19 protein-coding genes, 1 tRNA gene and 4 pseudogenes are annotated in these 18,739 nt (G+C 65.2%); 13 read left to right on the top strand and 11 right to left on the bottom strand.

The window, feature by feature from the left end; genetic code table 11:
* Positions 1 to 212 (top strand): annotated as a pseudogene (locus AB7O82_RS10190) (MFS transporter); the annotation flags it as partial.
* Between the two features lie 403 nt (positions 213 to 615).
* Here AB7O82_RS10190 and AB7O82_RS10185 read toward each other — a convergent pair.
* The 4 genes from AB7O82_RS10185 to AB7O82_RS10170 form a co-directional block, all read right to left on the bottom strand.
* The gene (locus AB7O82_RS10185; RefSeq protein WP_428619316.1) at positions 616 to 915 is read right to left on the bottom strand and encodes a hypothetical protein; all 300 of its coding nucleotides are present in this window, start codon (positions 913 to 915) and stop codon (positions 616 to 618) included.
* A 202-nt stretch (positions 916 to 1,117) separates the two neighbouring features.
* The gene (locus tag AB7O82_RS10180) at positions 1,118 to 1,348 is read right to left on the bottom strand and encodes a hypothetical protein (protein WP_428551592.1); all 231 of its coding nucleotides are present in this window, start codon (positions 1,346 to 1,348) and stop codon (positions 1,118 to 1,120) included.
* Positions 1,349 to 1,432: 84 nt separating this feature from the next.
* Complete coding sequence (locus tag AB7O82_RS10175) at positions 1,433 to 1,912, bottom strand: alpha/beta fold hydrolase (RefSeq protein ID WP_428551590.1); 480 nt, start codon at positions 1,910 to 1,912, stop codon at positions 1,433 to 1,435.
* Between the two features lie 162 nt (positions 1,913 to 2,074).
* Entirely contained in the window at positions 2,075 to 2,650 is a 576-nt protein-coding gene (locus AB7O82_RS10170) for an FAD-dependent oxidoreductase (RefSeq protein ID WP_428551587.1), read from the bottom strand.
* On the opposite strand from AB7O82_RS10170, the pseudogene AB7O82_RS10165 reads away from it, so the two are divergent.
* A pseudogene (locus tag AB7O82_RS10165) lies at positions 2,643 to 3,137 on the top strand (efflux RND transporter permease subunit); the annotation flags it as partial. The gene AB7O82_RS10170 and the pseudogene AB7O82_RS10165 sit on opposite strands and share 8 nt — an antisense overlap.
* A gap of 72 nt (positions 3,138 to 3,209) precedes the next feature.
* Here the strand turns inward: AB7O82_RS10165 and AB7O82_RS10160 are convergent.
* Positions 3,210 to 3,332: a hypothetical protein gene (locus tag AB7O82_RS10160; RefSeq protein WP_428556392.1), complete on the bottom strand. Its 123-nt coding sequence runs from the start codon at positions 3,330 to 3,332 to the stop codon at positions 3,210 to 3,212.
* A 14-nt stretch (positions 3,333 to 3,346) separates the two neighbouring features.
* Positions 3,347 to 4,174, bottom strand: coding sequence for a TIGR03084 family metal-binding protein (locus AB7O82_RS10155; protein WP_428556389.1), 828 nt, complete (start codon positions 4,172 to 4,174; stop codon positions 3,347 to 3,349).
* 386 nt (positions 4,175 to 4,560) lie between these two features.
* Between AB7O82_RS10155 and AB7O82_RS10150 the strand changes: the two genes are divergently transcribed.
* Positions 4,561 to 5,232: a TetR/AcrR family transcriptional regulator gene (locus tag AB7O82_RS10150; RefSeq protein WP_428619313.1), complete on the top strand. Its 672-nt coding sequence runs from the start codon at positions 4,561 to 4,563 to the stop codon at positions 5,230 to 5,232.
* A gap of 66 nt (positions 5,233 to 5,298) precedes the next feature.
* Here the strand turns inward: AB7O82_RS10150 and AB7O82_RS10145 are convergent.
* The 3 genes and pseudogenes from AB7O82_RS10145 to AB7O82_RS10135 all read right to left on the bottom strand — a co-directional run.
* Positions 5,299 to 5,448, bottom strand: a pseudogene (locus AB7O82_RS10145) (acetyl-CoA carboxylase biotin carboxyl carrier protein subunit); the annotation flags it as partial.
* 116 nt (positions 5,449 to 5,564) lie between these two features.
* Positions 5,565 to 7,133: an acyl-CoA carboxylase subunit beta gene (locus tag AB7O82_RS10140; protein ID WP_428551437.1), complete on the bottom strand. Its 1,569-nt coding sequence runs from the start codon at positions 7,131 to 7,133 to the stop codon at positions 5,565 to 5,567.
* Positions 7,134 to 7,189: 56 nt separating this feature from the next.
* A complete protein-coding gene (locus tag AB7O82_RS10135; protein ID WP_428619310.1) occupies positions 7,190 to 8,281 on the bottom strand; it encodes a Bug family tripartite tricarboxylate transporter substrate binding protein in 1,092 nt (363 codons plus the stop codon).
* A 193-nt stretch (positions 8,282 to 8,474) separates the two neighbouring features.
* Here AB7O82_RS10135 and AB7O82_RS10130 point away from each other — a divergent pair, with 193 nt between their 5' ends.
* The 7 genes and pseudogenes from AB7O82_RS10130 (at position 8,475) to AB7O82_RS10100 (ending at position 16,433) form a co-directional block, all read left to right on the top strand.
* Positions 8,475 to 9,254, top strand: a complete 780-nt coding sequence (locus tag AB7O82_RS10130) for a GntR family transcriptional regulator (protein ID WP_428551433.1) — start codon at positions 8,475 to 8,477, stop codon at positions 9,252 to 9,254.
* A 131-nt stretch (positions 9,255 to 9,385) separates the two neighbouring features.
* A complete protein-coding gene (locus tag AB7O82_RS10125; RefSeq protein ID WP_428619308.1) occupies positions 9,386 to 11,002 on the top strand; it encodes a flavin-containing monooxygenase in 1,617 nt (538 codons plus the stop codon).
* A gap of 50 nt (positions 11,003 to 11,052) precedes the next feature.
* Positions 11,053 to 12,006 (top strand): branched-chain amino acid ABC transporter permease, encoded by a 954-nt coding sequence (locus AB7O82_RS10120; RefSeq protein ID WP_428551442.1) that lies wholly within the window; start codon positions 11,053 to 11,055, stop codon positions 12,004 to 12,006.
* Position 12,007: 1 nt separating this feature from the next.
* Positions 12,008 to 13,867 carry an ABC transporter permease subunit gene (locus AB7O82_RS10115; protein WP_428619306.1) on the top strand — a complete coding sequence of 620 codons (1,860 nt, stop codon included), beginning with the start codon at positions 12,008 to 12,010 and terminating at the stop codon, positions 13,865 to 13,867.
* Positions 13,854 to 14,348 (top strand): annotated as a pseudogene (locus tag AB7O82_RS10110) (ABC transporter ATP-binding protein); the annotation flags it as partial. The gene AB7O82_RS10115 and the pseudogene AB7O82_RS10110, both read left to right, overlap by 14 nt.
* A 273-nt stretch (positions 14,349 to 14,621) precedes the next feature.
* Positions 14,622 to 15,875 (top strand): ABC transporter substrate-binding protein, encoded by a 1,254-nt coding sequence (locus AB7O82_RS10105; RefSeq protein WP_428551426.1) that lies wholly within the window; start codon positions 14,622 to 14,624, stop codon positions 15,873 to 15,875.
* A gap of 177 nt (positions 15,876 to 16,052) precedes the next feature.
* On the top strand, positions 16,053 to 16,433 hold the full coding sequence (locus AB7O82_RS10100; protein ID WP_428619304.1) for a PaaI family thioesterase: 381 nt from the start codon (positions 16,053 to 16,055) through the stop codon (positions 16,431 to 16,433).
* A 99-nt stretch (positions 16,434 to 16,532) separates the two neighbouring features.
* Here AB7O82_RS10100 and AB7O82_RS10095 read toward each other — a convergent pair whose 3' ends face one another.
* Complete coding sequence (locus tag AB7O82_RS10095; RefSeq protein WP_428619302.1) at positions 16,533 to 16,736, bottom strand: hypothetical protein; 204 nt, start codon at positions 16,734 to 16,736, stop codon at positions 16,533 to 16,535.
* Here AB7O82_RS10095 and AB7O82_RS10090 point away from each other — a divergent pair.
* Both AB7O82_RS10090 and AB7O82_RS10085 read left to right on the top strand, forming a co-directional pair.
* Positions 16,717 to 16,992 carry a fumarylacetoacetate hydrolase family protein gene (locus AB7O82_RS10090; RefSeq protein WP_428619301.1) on the top strand — a complete coding sequence of 92 codons (276 nt, stop codon included), beginning with the start codon at positions 16,717 to 16,719 and terminating at the stop codon, positions 16,990 to 16,992. The two genes, AB7O82_RS10095 and AB7O82_RS10090, sit on opposite strands and share 20 nt — an antisense overlap.
* 187 nt (positions 16,993 to 17,179) lie before the next feature.
* A complete protein-coding gene (locus AB7O82_RS10085) occupies positions 17,180 to 17,776 on the top strand; it encodes an enoyl-CoA hydratase/isomerase family protein (protein WP_428541490.1) in 597 nt (198 codons plus the stop codon).
* A gap of 126 nt (positions 17,777 to 17,902) precedes the next feature.
* Here AB7O82_RS10085 and AB7O82_RS10080 read toward each other — a convergent pair.
* Positions 17,903 to 17,979: transfer RNA gene (locus AB7O82_RS10080), tRNA-Arg, on the bottom strand.
* Positions 17,980 to 18,276: 297 nt separating this feature from the next.
* Between AB7O82_RS10080 and AB7O82_RS10075 the strand changes: the two genes are divergently transcribed.
* Positions 18,277 to 18,723: a DUF4864 domain-containing protein gene (locus AB7O82_RS10075; RefSeq protein ID WP_428541493.1), complete on the top strand. Its 447-nt coding sequence runs from the start codon at positions 18,277 to 18,279 to the stop codon at positions 18,721 to 18,723.
* Positions 18,724 to 18,739: the final 16 nt, after the last annotated feature.

The raw sequence follows: 18,739 nt of genomic DNA, 5'->3' as shown, positions 1-18,739 counted from the left end.
ACAGCCTGATGCAGCTTACGACCGAGCCCACGATGCGCGGACGAGTGATGGCGCTGCGCGTAGCGATTGCCCTTGGCGGCACGCCGATCGGAGCACCGATCGTTGGATGGGTGGCGAGTCACTACGGGCCGCGCTGGGCTCTCGGCATCGGCGCGACCGCCGGCATCGCCGCAGCCGCCGTCGCGGTCTACGTCCTGGCTCGCCGGCGGTGAGTTTTATGTTTTCTCCGCCGCGCAGCAGCGGCGTAGGCAATCACTCCGCTACGGTTCGGCCGGCCAGCCACACGTGATGGTCGGACACCGGCGCGAGCGGCATTCGGTCCGGCGAAAGTTGTTGGCGGGCACGTCGATGACTTCCGTGCTGCGAAGCCGTGGCTAAGTACATCCGGCAAGTCATTGGGATGGTGGCGCGCCCGAACAGATTTGGACTCCTAACCTTCTGATCCGTAGCTTAGCTAGATGGTCGCTCCAGACAAAACGTCGTGCAATCAACAGGCTAGGCCCATTCTCGTCGCACACTTGCGCCCCCTTATTGTTTTGGCCTGTTGTCGCACGTCTCAGCGATGCCTACCGCGATAAGCCTGCCGAGGCTTCTACATGTAGGCTAGGCCAAGTGTTACACGCCGTATGGTAGCCTAGAACCATCTGGTCGCACCGTCTCTACGAGCGGATTCGACGGTAGGAGGCGCGCGTTGTCAGCCTTCAGTGCAGATTCGCAGAGATTCGGCCTCGTGCTGCCCGATGAGATCATGCCCGAGATTGGACGCGAGGGGCGATGAAGCTCCAGCTCTGTTCGCGTCGGCGCCTCGGCCGGCAGGCCTATTCCCTTGCGGCGATCACCGAAATCATTCGTCAGGTCGAGGACGAGGCGCCGGCTAGCAGGAGCAGCCAGTATCACAATGGCAATGGTTGTCATCCATGCGACCAGCCAGGAGCCGAGCCAGTTCTCCACGAAGGCAAAGGTGCCGAGGAAAGGGACGCTTGCGACCCGGCCGCAATCGCCGACGTGAGACCCGACTGGATGACGCCAAACACAACGTATCCGTACTTTCTCGGAATGCGCTGCATCGCCTGCCAAGTCTCCGCTGAAGTTGCGGCGTCCTGATCGCATAGCTCGGTCAGCCCAACGCCCCCATCCAACCTGTAATGGCCCGCCCGATCTCGTCCGGCGAATCTTCCTGGAGGTAGTGGACGCCTGCAACCTTGACTTCGGTCTGCGCCGGCCACCTGTGGGCAAGGTCAAGAACCGCACCGCCGGCGAGAATCCCACCGGGCTCGGCCTTCACGAACAGCTTGGGCACACTGCTCGTCGCCAGCCAGTCCGCGTAGGCGGCCGCGATCGCGACCACGTCGGCCGGCTCGCCCTCGATGGGGATCTGCCGCGGCCACGTCAGCGTCGGCCGGCGCCCCTCGCCAGGCTCGGCGAACGGCCGTCAGTACGCCGCCATCTCCTCGGCGGAGAGTTGGCGCAGGATGGCCTTCGGCAGAATCTTCTCGATGAAGAAGATGTCTTGCAGGACCATCGCCTCGCCGGCCTCGGAACGCAGAGCCTGCAAGGCTGGACGCATTCCGAACTTGTCCCAGTGGTCCCAGTGCTGTGGTCCCACGATCGCCTCCATGTAGGCGATGCCCTTCACGGCCTCGCGGTGGCGGTTGGCCCAGTCGAAGCCGAGGGCCGACCCCCAGTCATGGATGACGAAGGTGACTCGCTCGCGCACATCCAGGGCCTCGAGCAGGGCATCGAGATAGCGGCGATGCTCGACGAAGCGATACGAGCCGGGGCCACTGTCAGGCAGCTTGTCGGAATCGCCCATGCCGATCAGGTCGGGGACGATGCAACGGCCCAGTGGCTGCAGGTGCGCCAACACGTTGCGCCAGAGATACGACGAGGTCGGATTGCCGTGCAGCAGCACGATGGGATCGCCCTTTCCACCTCTACGTACGCCATCTCCTGCCGAGGATCCGCCGTCGCTGTTTTTGGTATGGAAATGCCGCAGAGATCATGTTCGCTTCTCCTATGTTAGCTGACGAAACTACATTCGCGGGTCATTCGGGTTCGGTTACAGGCATTCGGCCTATTTTCCAGGGTCGACGAATTTAGCGGCGTCCAGCTTTGGCCGAGGCGCCACATTCGACAGCAATGCACCGAGGCACTCGGCGAAGGTCAGATGCGCAATGACGGCATTGCGCACGATCGGGTAAGGCGTCCTCGCCAACATCGCCATCTGCACGGCCGTCATCACCTCGCCCGCCTCCGATCCGAGCATGGTGAAGCCCAGGATGCGGTCATCCTCCTCGCCGACCAGCACCTTCATGAAGCCCTGCGTTTCGCCGGTCGCTTCGGTGCGCAAAACGGCGCTCATCGGCAGCTTGGCGACGCGCGCCGCGATGCCTTGACGTTCAGCTTCGCGTTCGTTCAGTCCGACATGGGCAAGCGGCGGATCGGTGAACAAACAATGGGGCACAAGCCGATCACGCGTGCCGCGCTTGCCGCCGGCCAGGTTGTCCCTGACGATGCGAAAGTCATCCACCGAGACGTGAGTGAACTGCGGGCTACCCGCGCATTCGCCGATTGCCCAGACATCGGGCGCGGTCGTCTCCAGCCGCTCGTTCACACGAATGTATCCGCGGTTGTCGAGCTCGATCGTCATGCTGTCGCTGCCCTTCCCCCTGGTCGGCGGCTTCTGGCTGGGCTGGTTGATGGGCTTCAACATGAGCGTGGCCGTCGTCGTGGGCTGCATCGCGCTGGCCGGGCTCGCCGCCGAAACCGGCGTGGTGATGCTGATCTATCTCGACCATGCGCTCGGCGCGCGCCGCGCCCTGTGCGCCGCCTAGGGCCGGCCCTTCACGCGCGACGATCTCAGGGCCGCCATCATGGAGGGCGCGGTCGAGCGCGTGCGGCCCAAGATGATGACGGTAACGGCGATCACCGCCGGGCTATTGCCGATCCTATGGAACGAGGGCACGGGATCGGAGGTGATGCAGCGCATCGCCGTGCCAATGATCGGCGGCATGGCGAGCTCGACCTTGCTGACGCTGCTGGTGATCCCGGGGTCTATGGGCTCGTCAAGAGCCGGCAGATGGCCTCTGTCACGTGGAAGTGCGGCCGCAGCACATTCGCCGACACCAGCACAGTAGCGCCGGTATCGGCCAGAATCACAGTGGGCATCCATCTGACTGATGACGCCGATATCTGCAATTCTACTCGAATCAGTATCCCCGCGTGACGTCGACTTCCTGCAGGAGGCGTCCTCCGGACTTGAGGCTGCGGATGTTCGCGGCGACCGGGTCCTTGTCGACGACGTGCTTGCCGCGCCCGACGTTCACCAGCATGGCGCCGCGCGGCATCATGGTGAAGGTGCGGGCGCCGAAGATGCCTTCGACCGGTAGCGAGTGCCGGGTGAAGGCGGTGTCTCGGGTTGGCCGGCGAAACACTGAATGATCGTCATCCACTGCTTGGCTGTCTCTCCTCGTACGACAAGTGACGTATCGGCGACGTTGCGGGTTTGTGTGGCGATTTGACAGAAGGAGACGGCATCGCCTTCGACCGAGTCGCTGTCGGAGGCCTTCCACTCCCAGGTTTCGCCGAACGGCGTGGAGAGCCGGATGGACGGCGCCAGCGGCGGCACAGCGAGGCCGCGATTGCGATAGGCCCAGCCGAAGGTGCGCACGCCGATCTCGGCGACGTTGCGCAGTCGCGGCGCGGGCGGCGGTCGCTCGACCCCCATCACGTCATAGATCGCCTGGGCATGCGACCATGTTTCCATCTGGCGCGCCGTGGTGAACATGCGCAATCCCATGTCCGGGCCTGCCCATGCCAGGCGCGTCTCCGGCGGCTTCGCCGAGAGTGTGTCACACAGCTTCTCGAGCATGCCGCGCCACCGTTCGAGCAGAGCCGGGCCACCGAGACCGTTGAGTCGCCTGCGTGCTTCCTCGACGCGGCTCGGGCTCTTCTCGCGCTCCCGGCGGATGTCGGCCATCAGCTCGGCGAAGGCGCCGGCGCTCGACGCCGAGGTCAGCGCCATGATGTCTCCGATGTGCAGATGGCGAAGGATATCGTCAAACGTCCAGGCCTTGAACTGCGTGGCGCGCGACCAATCTCCGGGACGCAGCAGCGTCAAGAACCGATGCAACTCCGCCGCCTCAGCGCGAAGGTCGTCGATCTGCTGGATCATCCTGCGGCTTGCCCGATCGCCCGTTGCTGCAAGCGCCGCATCTGCCTTGGGCCCGAACCGGCGGGGCAACCGTCCTTCAACAACGTGGGCTCCTCACGGCGGATACCAAGCAGGATCGTATTTGCTTGTTGGCAGTTTAGCCAGTTAATTTGGCTTTTCTGTCCTATCGTCCGGGAGATGCCCCGAGACCAATCATTCGCCACACCGAGATACTTTCCGGAGAGAGCCCCCTTCAGCGCCGTTGCAGGGCCGAAAGGGTTGAGTTACAGGATGCCCTCGAAGCTCGCTGACGGTTGCGCGCTGTTCTTCTCGCTTTCATGGCTCTTCTGAGACGCACCCACTGAATGTCCGGGCCATCGTCCCTTCAAGTTTCAGGCGTTCGCGCATTGAAAAAGCGGCACAAGGCCAACAAGGATCGTCGCAGCGAATCCGACAAGCGCCTGCTTGATGCCGGGTTGCGCCTGGTGGCACAGAAGGGTGCTGCCGGCGCCACTCTCGCCGACATCGGACTCGCCGCCGGCTTCAGTCGCAGCCTGCCGCTGGAGCGCTTCGGCTCGAAACATCAGTTCCTGGTGGCCCTGGTGGACCGCACCGAGCAGTGGTTCAACCAGTGGGCGTTCGCCGAACTGCAGGGCAAGCAGGGGTTGGAAGGACTCACGGCTCGCATCGAGGCGCATCTGATGTCAGCCACGGCCAACTGGGAGGCCACCAGCGTCCTGTACCTGCTGTTCTTCGAGTCCTTGACGTTGGTTCCGGAGCTTCGGCCGAGAATGACGGCCATGGGCCATGGCTATCGTACCGCCCTGCGCGACCTGATCCGGCAAGGGCAGGCGCGCGGCGAAATCCGGCCCGAAGTGGATCCGGACGTCGAAGCCACCGCGCTCTTCGGGGCGATCCGCGGGACGATCACGCTTTGGCTGTTCGAGCCCAAGACGATCAATTTGAAGCGTGTCGCTCGCGCGTTGTCGGAAAACACGCGCCGCTCGCTTGCCGCGACGGGTCCTGCCCGGGCAAGCCGTCGACAGGCGTCGCCCCTGCATCGAACACCTCGGCGCTGATGATGGCGACCAACTGGCTCTCGGTGACCGAATCGCCTTGCACCACCGCCAGTCGGCGATGGTCCCGCTGCACGGGCTGAGGACAGGGATCACCATCTTCATCGCCTCGAGAATCAGCAGAACGTCGTCCTTGCCGACCGACTGTCCCGGCTCGACGAGGACGTGCCAGACAGTGCCGGAAACTTCCGACCTCAGAGACGTGTTCCCATGGCCCATATACTAGCTGGTTGACGAGTCAGTAGTGGCGCGGTCGGTGGAACATTGCAGGCAATCTTCCCCAGATCGCGTTCCATTCCTGCTGCATCGTCTCCTCGCCGATCGCGAACGCAGCCTCAGATCGGTGCTATCGAACGGTACTTGGGAGGCGTGTCGAGCCGGCGCCGGGCCGGCGTGGTGAGCAGCGACTCGACGATAAGCCGGCGCGTGTCGCGCGGATCGATCACGTCGTCGATGCCGAAATGCTCGACGGCGCGGAGCGCTCCCAGGCGATCCTTGAAGTCCTCGATCAGCTCGGCCCGCCGCGCCTCGGGATCGGGCGCGCCTTCGATGTCCTTGCGATAGGCGATGTCGACCGCACCCTCAACCGACATGGCGCAGATCTGCGCCGTCGGCCAGGCGTAGCAGGCGTCGGCGCCGAAGCCGCGGCCGCCGCACATCGCGACATAGGCCAGCCCATAGCCCTTGCGCAGCACGATCGAAACGCGCGGCACGGTGGCGATGCCCAACTCGTGGATCAGCTTGGCGCTGCGTCGCGGCATGCGGTTGCGCTCGGCCTTGGAGCCGATGGCGAAGCCGGGGACATCGATGAGATAGATCAGCGGCAGGCCGAAGGCGTCGCAGACGGCGATGAAATGGGCGGCCTTGTCGCAGGCGTTGCCGTCCAGCATGCCGGCGGCGAACATCGGATTGTTGGCGACGAAGCCCACCGGCCGGCCATCGAGGCGCGCGAACGCCGTCGTGACGTTGCGCGCGTGGGTAGGCTTTATCTCGAAGACGGTGCCAGGGTCGGCCAGCGCGGCCACGACCTTGCGCACATCATAGGGCTTGCGCAGGTTGGCCGGCACGAGGTCGAGCAGCGCCTCGTTGCGTCGCTCGGCCGGATTGCCGTCCAACGGATCGGCGCAGGCGATGCGCCGCGGCTCGGCGCGGGCATTGTCGGGAAGATACGAGAGATAGCGTCGGATGGCGGCGAAGCATTCCTCCTCGCTGTCGACCGCGAGATCGGCCGCGCCGGTCTCGTCGACCTGCAGCGCCGCGCCGCCCAGCGCCTCCTTGTCGATCTCCTCGCCGGTGCCGGCCTTCACCAGCGCCGGTCCCGCCATGCCCATGGTGGCGATGCCGCGCACCATCACGACATAATCGGCGAGCGCGGCGTGGTTGGTCGGGCCGGCAAAGCACGGGCCAAGCATGGCGGCGACGATCGGCACCCAGCCCGAGGCGCGCGTGAAGGCGTTGAAGATGCCCTTGGCCGACGAGAAGTGCCGCGCATCCAGCCCTTCCTGGATGCGATGGCCGCCGCCCTCGAGCAGGCGGATCAGCGGCAGCCCCGAATCGATCGCCTTGTCGACGGCGCGGGCGAGCTTGAGGCTGCCGACGACGCTGCTGCTGCCGCCATAGACCGTGAAGTCCTGCGAGCTCACGACGACCCAGCGGCCGTCGATCGTCGCCAGCCCTGTCAAGATGCCGTCGGCTGGCGCATCGAGATCGCGCGTGACGTCGGTGTCGGCGGCGGCCGTCACCAGCGCGCCGAACTCGCGCCACGAGCCGGGATCGCACAGCGCCTCGATGCGCTCGCGCGCCGTCTTCTTGCCGTTGGCACGCTGACGCGCCAGCGCGGCGGGGCGCGCCGCGTCCATCACCGAGGCACGTCGAGCCTCCACTTCGGCGAGCAACTGGCGCATGTCCGGCTCGCCGGTCGGAGACGCCGGTGCAGTCTTCCTGGCTTCCGTCACGGCCCTCAGGTTATCTTGATTCCGGCACGCCGCACCACCTCGCCCCAGCGCCGGTACTCCTCGGCGATGAAGTCCTGGAACTGCTCGGGCGTGGAGCCGATCGGCTCGACGCCCTTGGCAAAGAGGTCGTCGCGCAGCGACTTCTCATTCAAGGCGTCGGCGATGATGCCGCTGAGCCTGCCGACGATCGGCGCAGGGGTGCCGGCAGGCGCCACGAGGCCGTACCAGGCGGTCACGTCGTAGTCCGCAAACACGCCACCGAGCTCCGAGACGCGCGGAACATCAGGGACGTTCGGCCACCGGCTCTTGCCGGTGATCGCCAACGCCCGAAGGGAGTTGTTGTTGATGTACTGCAGGGACGTGCTGAGATCGTCGAAGGCGACCTTCAGGTGGCCGCCCAGGAGATCGGTCATCATCGGCGCGCCGCCCTTGTAGGCGACCGCGACCAGATTGATTCCCGCTTTCAGGGCGAGGAGCTCGCCCGCCAGATGCTTGGTGCCGCCATTGCTCGTGTGGCCGTAGTTCACGCCAGGATTGCTCTTGGCATACTCGATGAACTCCACCAGCGTCTTCGCCGGGAAGCTCGGATTGATGACCAGCAGATTGGGCGCCTTGACGATCAAGGACACCGGCGCGAAGTCCTTGATGCCGTCGTATCCCGGATTGTCATAAACATGGGCGTTGACGGCGTGTATGCCGGGCGCGCCCATCAACAGCGAATAGCCGTCGGGTGCGGACTTGGCGACGAAGGCCGCGCCGATGTTGCCGCCGGCTCCCGGCTTGCTTTCGCAGATGAAGGGCTGCCCCAGCCCGTCCGACAGCCGCTTGGCAATCAATCGGGCGAGGATGTCGGTCGCTCCGCCGGCCGGAAAGGGCACGATGATCTTCACCGGCTTGTTCGGATAAGCCCCTTGGGCGCCGGCCGAGCCCGCCCCCGGAAGCCCCGCCAACATTGCGCTGCTCCCCACCACCAAGGCTTGTCGGCGGCTCAGGCGTTGCTCAGCCATAGGTTTCCTCCCGTTCTTGTCGTTGTCGGCTTGTTTAAAAGCTAGTCCACCAACTAGTATATTGGCAAGAAGTTGGGTCGAAACAGGCATGGAACACCAGACCGACAACGACTGCCGGCTCACGAAACATGCCTTTTTCAGCCCTCCGATGGCATCGCACGCCGGATAACAGCGATGCGCGGCGGAGAGACTACGCTCGCTGGCGCGACAATGAACTAGCTAGTCAACCAGTTATTTAATAGGTTGGCGGCGGGAAACGGGTTCGGGATGACCGATGTCTCGCATGGACGGACGGCACGCTGAATTGACAGATCATCAGATTGTCAGACAATATTCCTGTATGACAGACGACATGCACATTTCTGTCTCCCCCGCCCCGCTGCGCCGCGCGATCGAGATGCGCCTTCGCACGGCAATCGTGGAGGGACGTTTCAAGCCGGGCGACCGGCTCATCGAACGGGAAATGTGCCAGCTCCTGGGCGTCAGCCGCGCGTCGCTGCGCGAGGCGCTGCGGCAACTCGAGGCCGAGGAGCTGGTGACGATCGTGCCCCATCGCGGTCCGGTCGTCTCCGAGCTCACCGTGGCGGAAGCCAGGCAGCTTTACGATGTCCGGGCGATGCTGGAAGGCTTGGCGGCCCGCCGGTTCGCCGAGGTCGCGACGGACGACGACATCGTCGCCCTGCGCCAGGCGCTAAAGGCCTTCTCCGACGTGGTGCGCGGCAAGAGCACCGTGCCGCTGCTCACGGCGAAAGCCGGCTTCTACGAGGCCTTGCTCGACAGATGCGGCAACCGGATCGTCGGGCGCATTCTGACCCAGCTCAACAACCGTGTGGCCCTGCTCAGGTCGACATCGATGTCGCAGAAGGGGCGCCTCAAGAACACGCTTGCCGAGGTGACACGCATTGTCGAGGCGATCGAAAGACGCGATCCCGACGGCGCCTGGCAGGCCACCGTCGACCATATCGCCAGAGCCGCAGAAGTGGCCATCCAGGTGCTCAGCCGGCAGCACGAGAAAGACTTGGGGAGGAGTGGGGATGCAGGCGCAACAGCGAGGGCAGGCTGAGCGGTCGTCCTTGTCGTCGCCGATGCCTGACTTGGTGCCGGCGCGCGCGCTCCTGCTGATCGCTTGGCAATACGCGCTGCCCGGAACCGGAACGGCCGCAGGCCGTCGCACGACAGGACGGAATCGAACGCATGCCGAAAGTTGAAAGCAAAGGGCTCGACGCGATCGTCGTCGGGGCGGGTTTCTCGGGGCTCTACCAGCTCCATTGCCTGCGCGATCGGCTGGGGCTCTCAGCCCTGGTCCTCGAAGCGGGCGCTGGTGTCGGGGGCACTTGGTATTGGAACCGCTATCCCGGCGCCCGCTGCGATTCGGAGAGCCACGGCTACTGCTATTCCTTCTCGAAGGAGTTGTTCGAGGGCTGGGAGTGGTCCGAGCGCTATCCCGCACAGGCGGAGATCCTGCGCTATCTAAACTACGTCGCCGACCGTCTGGACCTCAGGCGCGACATCCGCTTGGACGCCCGGGTCTCCTCGGCGCGATACGACGAGCCGGCCAATCTGTGGCATGTGACGACGGAGGATGGCGCGACGTTCAGCGCCCGGTACCTGATCACCGCCGTCGGCTGCCTCTCGACGGCGAACATCCCCGAAATACCAGGTCTCGCGAGCTTTGCCGGTCAATGGGTGCATACCGGGCAGTGGCCCCACGAAGGCGTGGACTTCAGCGGCAAGTGCGTCGGCGTCATCGGCACCGGCTCTACGGGAATTCAGGCGATCCCGGTCATCGCCCAGACGGCCGAACATCTGACGGTATTCCAGCGCACGGCAAATTACAGCGTCCCGGCGCAGAATGCGCCGCTGACGCCGGACTTCCAGCGCTATGTCAGGGAGAACCACACCGCCATCCGCGACGCGACGCGCAGCACGGGCAACGGACAGCCCTTCGCCATCGAGGATCGCTCGGTGTTCGACGTGACGCCGGAGCAGCGACAGGAGCTCTACGAAGCGGCGTGGCAGAAAGGCGGACTGCAGTTCCGTGCGACCTTCCGCGACCTGCTGATGGACAGGGCCGCCAACGAAACCGCCTCCGACTTCATCAAGGCCAAGATCCGGCAGATCGTCAAGGATCCGGCCACGGCGGACAACCTGGCGGACATCGACCATCCCTACGCAGCCAAGCGGCCGCCGATCGATACCGACTACTTCGAGACGTTCAATCGCCCGAACGTGTCGCTCGTCGATGTTCGCGCGACCCCGATCGAGGCGATCACGCCGTCCGGTCTGCGGACCCGGGACGGCCGCGAGTACCCGCTCGACATCATCGTGTTCGCGACCGGCTTCGATGCCATGACCGGGCCGCTCCTGCGCATGAACATCGTCGGCCGGGACGGCCTGACGCTGGCCGGGGCCTGGCGCGGCGGTCCACGCAACTATCTCGGCCTGCAGGTCGCGGGCTTTCCCAACCTCTTCACGATCACCGGTCCGGGCAGCCCGTCCGTGCTCACCAACATGCAGGTCGCCATCGAGCAGCATGTCGAGTGGATCACCGACTGCATCGCCCACATGCGCGCCCACGACATCGCACGCATAGAGGCCCGGCCGGAGTCGATGGATCGCTGGGTCCAAAGCGTCAACGAAGCGGCGCACGCGACGCTGCTGCCGCACACGCCCCACTCCTGGTACCTGGGCGCCAACATCCCGGGAAAGCCACGGGTCTTCATGCCCTATGCCGGCGGCATGGTTCGTTATCGTGACATCTGCGGGGAAATCGCACGCAAGGGCTACGAAGGGTTCGCGCTCTCTCGATAGAGCGCGCTCATCAAGGCGCGCACGGGAGGAGATACGTCGTCGTGAACCCAATGCTCGTTCACCTCGAGAACTTTCTGCAGGCCTTGTCTGCGGGAATATTCATCGGTGGGCTCTACGGACTGATGTGCGTCGGCCTCGGCATGATCTTCGGGGTCATGCGGGTCATCAACTTCGGCCAGGGCGACCTGATGATGGTCGGCATGTACTGTGCCTACTACCTATTCGGCATCGTCGGCATCGGCCAGTTCTTCGGCGCCGACCTCGGCTCGATCCTGGCGGCGCTCGCCGCCGGTCCGATCATGTACCTCGTCGGCCTGCTCCTGCATCGCCTTCTCATCCGCCAGGTGACCGGGGTGAAGGTCGCGAGCCTCGAAGGCGAAGGGCACTACGCTCAGCTCATCCTCACCCTCGGCCTCGCCCTCATCCTGTCCAATGGCGGTCTGCTGTTGTTCGGCTCGACCCCGGTGTCGATCAAGACATCGCTGTCTTCGAGCGCCTGGGAGCTCGGGCCCCTCTTCGGCACGAACATCAGCGTGTTCCTCAACAAGGCGCGCGGCGTCGCGCTGATCATCGCGCTGGCGGTGGCAATAGGCCTGTACCTGTTCATCAACCGCTCGCACGTCGGGAAGTCGCTGAGGGCCGCCGCCGACAATCCGGAAGCGGCGACCTACATGGGAATCGACGTCGACAAGGCGCACCGTGTCGCCTTCGGTGTCGGCACCGCGATCACTGCAGTAGCCGGTGGACTCGTGGCCACCTACTACCCTTTCCAGCCCTATGTCGGCCTCGAGTTCGTCATCGTCATGTATGCGGGCGTGGTGCTGGGCGGGTTGGGCTCGATCGTCGGCGCCTTCTGGGGCGGCATGATCATCGGCCTCGTGCAGCAACTTTCCACGCTCGTGCTCCCGACCCAGCTCCAGAACACCGCGATCTTCATCGTCTTCCTGCTGATCGTGTTCCTGCGACCGCAAGGCCTCTTCGGCGTCAGCGTCACGAGGGCCTGAGATGCAAAGCAAGGCGCCTCCGTCCCAGGCGGCCGTGCCGCGCACCAAGCGTACCGTCACCTCCTGGGCCCTCCCACTGGTCGGCTTGACGGTCGTCTACGTCATTCTCGTCGCGACCGTGCGCAACCAGTACTACCAGCTCATGCTGACGCTGGTGCCGGTATGGGCGACGCTCGGCATCTCCTGGAACATCCTGTCGGGCTATTCGGGCCTGGTGTCGTTCGGACATGCGGCATTCTTCGGGCTCGGCGCCTATGCGCTGACGATCCTGTTCGTCTTCCTCGGCGTGACGCCGTGGATCGGCCTGCCGCTCGCCGGCGTCGTCGGGGGATTGGCCGGGCTGATCATCGGCTATCCGACCTTTCGCCTGCGCGGCCATTACTTCGCGCTGTCGATGCTCGCCTACCCGCTGGCCCTGCTCTACGTCTTCGAGTGGCTGGGGCTGCAGGAGGTGTCGCTCCCAATGCGCCGCGACGCGCCGGCGGCATTCATGCAGTTCAGCGACAATCGCATGTATTCCCTTATGGGGCTGGGCCTGATGGTGACGGCCCTGCTGGTGTGCCTGAAGATCGAGCGGTCACGCTTCGGCATGTCGCTGCTCGCCATCAAGCAGAACGAGATCGCCGCCGAGGCGTCGGGCATCGACGCCTTTCGCTGGAAGCTAAAGGCCATCACCGTATCGGGCATCATCGCCGGAGCGATCGGCGGCTTCTACGTGATGGTGCTGCTGGTCGTGACGCCGCAGACGGTGTTCGGCATGCTGACCAGCGCCCAGGCCCTGATCATGGCCCTGTTCGGCGGCGTCGGCTCGGCCTGGGGCCCGGTCATCGGCGCCGCTGTCCTCATTCCCCTGACGGAGATCCTTCACGCCGAGCTCGGCGACAAGCTGCCGGGCATCCAGGGCGTCGTGCTAGGTGCCGCCATCATCCTGATCATCCTGACCGCGCCCGAGGGCATCTTCTGGAAGGTCCGCGACATGCTGCAGCGCCGGGCTGGCCGGAAAGTTGGCGCCGGCGATCCGGCGCGCGCCCCGGACACCCTACCGGCCGACGCGGTTGCGGCTGCGCCCGCACTCTCATCGGGCCTCGGCGCACTCCCGGCGCGGACGGCACCGGCCGCCGGGACGCCCGTCGTGCTGGAAGTGCGCGGCCTTGCGAAGAGCTTCGGCGGACTGAAGGCGGTGCAGGATGTCAGCTTCTCGGTACGCCAGGGCGAGATCCTCGGCATCATCGGGCCCAACGGCGCCGGCAAGACGACGCTCTTCAACCTGCTGAACGGCATCCTCAAGGCCGACAGCGGCAGCGTCACCTACGCCGGCCAGCCCGTGCTCGGCCTCCCGACCAACCGGGTCTGCCGCCTGGGCATCGGCCGCACGTTCCAGGTCGTGCGGCCCTTCCCGCGCCTGTCCGTGCTCGACAATGTCGTCGTCGGCGCCTATGCGGCCACCTCGTCCGACGAAGAGGCCTATGCCCTCGCCCGTGTCGCCCTCGCGAGGGTCGGCATGGAGCGCTCGGCGCACATGCTGGCAGGCGGGCTGACGACCAAGCAGCTGCGTCTTCTCGAGCTCGCCCGCGCCCTCGCCGCAGGACCACGGCTGCTGCTGCTCGACGAAACGCTGGCCGGTCTTGGAGCCGATGCCGTCGAGGACGTGCTCGATGTGATCACCCGGCTCGCCGCCGAAGGCATCACGATCGTCATCATCGAGCACACCATGCAGGCGATGGTGCGCCTGGCCGACCGGTTCGTGGTCCTCGACCATGGCGCGGTCCTGGCGGAAGGGTCGCCGCAGAACGTCACGCGCGATCCCCAGGTGATCGAGGCCTATCTCGGCAAGAAGTGGAGCCAGTATGCTCGAGCTTGACGGGGTCCATGTCGCCTATGGCGGCCTGAAGGCGCTCGACGGGGTTTCCGTCAAGGTCGGCGGCGGCGATTTCGTATCGATCGTCGGGCCCAACGGCGCCGGCAAGACGACGCTCTTCAAGACCATCTCGGGCACCGTGACACCGGTGGCCGGGCGCATCCTCTTCGAAGGCCAGGACCTCGTCGCGGTCGCCCCGCCTCACCGACCCCATCTCGGGATCGCCCACGTTCCCGAGGGCCGCCAGGTATTCCCCAACCTCAGCGTGCTCGAGAACCTCGAGATGGGCGCCTGGACCGAAGCCGGCCGGCGCGAATGGCGGGCAAACCTAGACTACATCCTGACGCTGTTTCCCGTGCTCAGGCAGCGCAGCCGGCAACTTGCCGGCACGCTGTCGGGCGGCGAGCAGCAGATGGTCGCGATCGGCCGCGGACTCGCCTCGTCACCCCGGCTCCTGATGCTGGACGAGCCTTCCATGGGACTGGCGCCGGCGATCGTCGACACGATTTTCGAGCGCATCATCGAGATCCGCCGCGACAAGAAGCTGACCGTGCTGCTGGTCGAGCAGCGCGCCGTGGAGGCGCTGCAATCGTGCGATCGGGGCTACGTGCTCGAGACTGGGCGCGTCGTGCTCGAAGGCACCCACGAGGAACTGCTGTCCAACGACCGCATCCGCACGGCCTATCTCGGCATCTGATCCCCTCGAATGGTTCGAAGACCACAAGACAAGAACCCGGAGCTCCAAGGAGGAAACGACATGACAAGCAAACAACGACCCAATCGCCGGACAATTCTCGGATCCGGCCTTGCCGGTGCAGGCGCACTGGCCCTCGGCGGGCGGCGGGCCGTCGCCCAGCCGAGCGAGGTCAAGATCGCCCTGATCGTCCCCCTGTCGGGTCCCTGGGCACGGTCGGGCCAGCTCAAGAAGATGGGCGGCGACCTTGCCGTCAAGCACATCAACGAGCAGGGCGGCATCAAGGCGCTCGGGGGCGCCAAGCTGCGCATGATCTCCATCGACGGCGGCGACAACGTCGAAAAGGCGAAGAACGCCGCCCAGCGGCTGGTGTCGTCTGAACCCGACATCGTTGCCGGCGGCGGCGCCTGGCTGTCTTCGTTCACGCTCGCCGTGACAGAGGTCACCGAACGCGCCCAACTGCCATGGCTGACGATGGCCTACGCCGATCAGATCACCGCGCGCGGCTACAAGAACGTCTTCCAGACCTCGTTGGTCTCCAGCGCCATGGTCGCCGACGCCGTGCCGACGGCGCTCAATATCGCGGAGAAGGCGTCGGGCAAGAGGCCGGGCACCATCTACATCCTGCGCGACAATTCGGCGGGCCCGACCGCGTTCACCAAGCCCCTCATCGAAGGCGGGCTCGAACGCGTGAAGCTCAAGCTTCTCGGCGAGGACATCTTCACGCCGCCGATGGCCGATGCCACGCCGCTCGTGCAGAAGATCCGGTCGGCCCGACCGGAAATGCTCATGTTCCTGCCGACGACGACGACCGACGTGAAGCTTACGCTCGAGAAGCTGAACGAGTTCGGGCTCGGCCAGGGACGATTGCCGGTCGTTTCCAGTGGCGGCGGGCTTGGACCGCCGGAGCTGCTCAAGCTGGTCGGCAAGGATCTCCTCGAGGGGCTGCTGTTCTCGATCGCCAATTGGCCGGCGAAAGGCCACGAGGCGCTCGCCGAAGCCTTCAAGAAGGAGAGCGGCGAGCCCTGGATGACACAGGACACCATCGGCATGTACGGCCACGTATGGATCTTGAAGGAAGCGCTCGAGATCGCCGGCAAGGCGGATCGCAAGGCGGTCGGCGAGGCGATACGCACCATGGAGACGAAGAACGGTTCGGGCCGGTTCTTCCCTGGCGGCAACGGCGTCATGAAGTTCGACGACAAGGGTCGCCGGGTCGGCGCCGAGATCATGTTCGTCCAGTGGCAAGGTGGCGAGCCGCTCAGCGTCTTTCCCCAGGCGTCCGCCGTGCGCACACCGATCTGGGGAAGGCGCTGATCACCGGCCGACAGGACGCGAACCTGACGCAGGCGACCGACGCTGCCGCGATACAACGCTGTGGCAGGTCGCCTGCGGGACGCCCCCTGCGGCGGAATCCCTGAACAAGGAGCGCGCGCGATGAGTCACATCGGGAAACCAGTTCCACGTCATTGCATTCCTCTCACGGACGCAACGGTGCTTGAATACTACGACTTTCTTTTCGCGCCCTGGGTGAAGGCCCTGGGACTGCGCGACTTCAAGGTCGATCCGGGCGTGGTGTCGGCCGTGCTGCCGCAAAACGACGCGCTGAAGTTCTCGAGCGGCGCACTGTGCGGCCAGGCCATCATGGCCGCCATCGATACGGTTGCGTCCTTAGCAAGGACAACGGCCGAACGCATGCCAAAAGGCACCGTCTATCAACACACCCACTTCCTGCGCCCCGCAGTCAACGACGACTTCAACGTGAGAGCGGAGGTCTTGCGATTCGGCAAGGCCGTGTCGTTCGCTGAAGTCCGTGTTTCGTCGGCAGCCACGAACGTCCTCGTGGCACACGCCAGCATCGAATTCGCATTCTGACTTGCTCAGGCAAAGAATCGCACGCAGCTACCCAAGCGGCATCCGATGTCGGCGTCCATCTGACCGACAGCGCCGATGTCTGCAATTCTACGATCCGACTCAGTATCCCCGCGTGACGTCGACTTCCTGCAGGAGGCGCCCTCCGGACTTGAGGCTGCGGATGTTCGCGGCGACCCCGGTGACGAGCTGGTCGACGGTCGGCCGCCGCGCCACGTGCGGCATCACCGTGACCTTGGGGTGATGCCAGTGGTTCAGGGCCAAGGGAGCCGACAATTTCGGCCCGATGAGGCCGGCGATCGTCACGGGGCTCGACTACGGCAACCTCAAGCTCGAGACCCGCGTCGACGGCGAGGTCCGCCAGTCGTCGAACACAGGCGAACTCGTCTTCTCGCCCGATCAGATCCTGAGTTACTGCAGCCGGTACGTCACCCTGATGCCGGGCGACGTCATCTTCACCGGCACGCCAGGCAAGACCCCGGCCGTCACCAAGGGCGACACGATCGAGATCGAGATCGAGATCGAGAGGATTGGCGTCCTGAGCAACCCGGTGGCCGGCTGATGTGCCCCAGAAGGGCACGGGTCGGATGAGAAACGCCATAGCGCAATGAGATGATTTCGCTCGCGAATCCGCCCGACTAGCGACGGAATCGTCTCGAGCGCGGAGGGAACGGCGAACCGGTTGGGGGCCTGCGTGTCGCTGTATTGGGGCAAGAAGGATCATGGATCTGACGACAATACAATACGAGGTGCGTGCCGGCGTCGCCCATGTCCGGCTTGCCAGACCGCAGGCCGCCAATGCGATCAATCCAGCCTGCGCGCGAGACCTGCGTGCTGTCATGCTCGCCATCGAATTCGACGACCAGGTGAAAGCGGTTTGCGTCACGGCCGAAGGGCCGGTGTTCTGCGCCGGCGGCGACCTCCGGGAGTTCGATGCCGCGGGCGACGGGTTTCCCCGGCTCGCGTCTGACATGCTCGTCGACTATCACGGCGCCATCTACAAGATGAACCGCACCCCGAAGCCGTTCGTCGCCGGTGTCAGAGGCGCAGCCGGTGGCGCGGGCCTCTCGATGGTCAGCGCGTTCGACCTAGTTGTCCGCGGCGAGAGCTCGAAGTTCACCATGGCCTATGCGCGAGCGGGCGTCGCGCCGGACGGCACTTCGAGCTACTTCCTGGCCCGACACATCGGGCTCCGCCGCATGCTCGACCTCACGCTCACGAACCGCGTCACCGGCCACGAACTCGACACGATCGACCAAGTGCTGAAATGCTATGCCGCTGTGACAGCCGACCAAGCGGCCGCGGCGCTCAACATCAGGCTGGCGTACGAGGGGCAGTCCGCATGATTTGTCTTACGTCTCACGACGTAAGACTCGGACGTAAGACAAACACCCCCGTTCCGTTCTCCCTGTGGAACAGGGACCGAGGGCACTAAAACGCTGGCCAGCTTGAAATAAACGAGCTTGTGAGAATGGCGCGCCCGAAGAGATTCGAACTCCTAACCTTCTGATCCGTAGTCAGATGCTCTATCCAGTTGAGCTACGGGCGCACGACCGGAGCGACCGCAGTCGGGGTCCGGCGAAGAGGGGCGCACCCTAATGAAGTTGGGGGCCGGTTGCAAGCAGCAGGATGGCCATCGGGCAAGGTAGCCTGCCAGCCGTCAAGTGCCTCAATTGATTGGAGAATCGCCGCTTCTGCTCGCCTCCCGCCGCGAGACGTCGGCGGCCGCCCGCCAGCGTCGGTGAGCCGCAGCACCGGAGATTGGGCCCGCAAACGACAAACGCGCATCGCCGATCCGCCTTTCCCGCCGTCGCGCACCGACGGGCGCCGCGATACAGTCGCCCACATGGCTCTTCGCCCCCTGTTCCTGCTCGGGCTGCTCCTCGGCCTCGCGGTCCTCCCCACGTTGGCTCAGCCTGCCGTGGCCCAGCCCGCCGTGTCCGAGGTCGACCGGTCGGCGATCCGCGAGACCATCCAGTCGCAGGTCGAGGCGTTTCGGCGCGACGATGGCGAGGCCGCCTTCGGCTATGCCTCGCCCGACATCCGCCGCCTGTTCGGCACGTCGGACGTGTTCATGGACATGGTTCGGCAGGGCTACCAGGCGGTCTATCGGCCGCGGGTCTTCGACTTCCTCGAGATCGTGGACCTGCACGGCCAGGTGACGCAGAAGGTGCATGTGGTCGGTCCCGACGGGCGGCCGGTAATGGCGTTCTATCCGATGACCCGGCTGCCCGACGGCACGTGGCGGATCAACGGCTGCTACCTGCAGGCGCCGGACGAACACTCGGCCTGATCCGTCCGCGCTCCAC

Source organism: Reyranella sp., assembly GCF_050185545.1.
Lineage (GTDB): Bacteria > Pseudomonadota > Alphaproteobacteria > Reyranellales > Reyranellaceae > Reyranella.
This window is presented reverse-complemented; position numbering and strand designations above follow the sequence as displayed.

Excerpts from the sequence above, each read along its gene's own strand:
- AB7O82_RS10185 (WP_428619316.1), bottom strand. The coding sequence starts at position 915 with ATGACAACCATTGCCATTGTGATACTGGCTGCTCCTGCTAGCCGGCGC.
- AB7O82_RS10170 (WP_428551587.1), bottom strand. The coding sequence starts at position 2,650 with ATGACGATCGAGCTCGACAACCGCGGATACATTCGTGTGAACGAGCGG.
- AB7O82_RS10160 (WP_428556392.1), bottom strand. The coding sequence starts at position 3,332 with ATGCTGGTGAACGTCGGGCGCGGCAAGCACGTCGTCGACAAGGACCCG.
- AB7O82_RS10155 (WP_428556389.1), bottom strand. The coding sequence starts at position 4,174 with ATGATCCAGCAGATCGACGACCTTCGCGCTGAGGCGGCGGAGTTGCAT.
- AB7O82_RS10140 (WP_428551437.1), bottom strand. The coding sequence starts at position 7,133 with ATGCGCCAGTTGCTCGCCGAAGTGGAGGCTCGACGTGCCTCGGTGATG.
- AB7O82_RS10135 (WP_428619310.1), bottom strand. The coding sequence starts at position 8,281 with ATGCCTGTTTCGACCCAACTTCTTGCCAATATACTAGTTGGTGGACTA.
- AB7O82_RS10130 (WP_428551433.1), top strand. The coding sequence starts at position 8,475 with ATGGACGGACGGCACGCTGAATTGACAGATCATCAGATTGTCAGACAA.
- AB7O82_RS10125 (WP_428619308.1), top strand. The coding sequence starts at position 9,386 with ATGCCGAAAGTTGAAAGCAAAGGGCTCGACGCGATCGTCGTCGGGGCG.
- AB7O82_RS10120 (WP_428551442.1), top strand. The coding sequence starts at position 11,053 with ATGCTCGTTCACCTCGAGAACTTTCTGCAGGCCTTGTCTGCGGGAATA.
- AB7O82_RS10115 (WP_428619306.1), top strand. The coding sequence starts at position 12,008 with ATGCAAAGCAAGGCGCCTCCGTCCCAGGCGGCCGTGCCGCGCACCAAG.
- AB7O82_RS10105 (WP_428551426.1), top strand. The coding sequence starts at position 14,622 with ATGACAAGCAAACAACGACCCAATCGCCGGACAATTCTCGGATCCGGC.
- AB7O82_RS10090 (WP_428619301.1), top strand. The coding sequence starts at position 16,717 with ATGAGGCCGGCGATCGTCACGGGGCTCGACTACGGCAACCTCAAGCTC.
- AB7O82_RS10075 (WP_428541493.1), top strand. The coding sequence starts at position 18,277 with ATGGCTCTTCGCCCCCTGTTCCTGCTCGGGCTGCTCCTCGGCCTCGCG.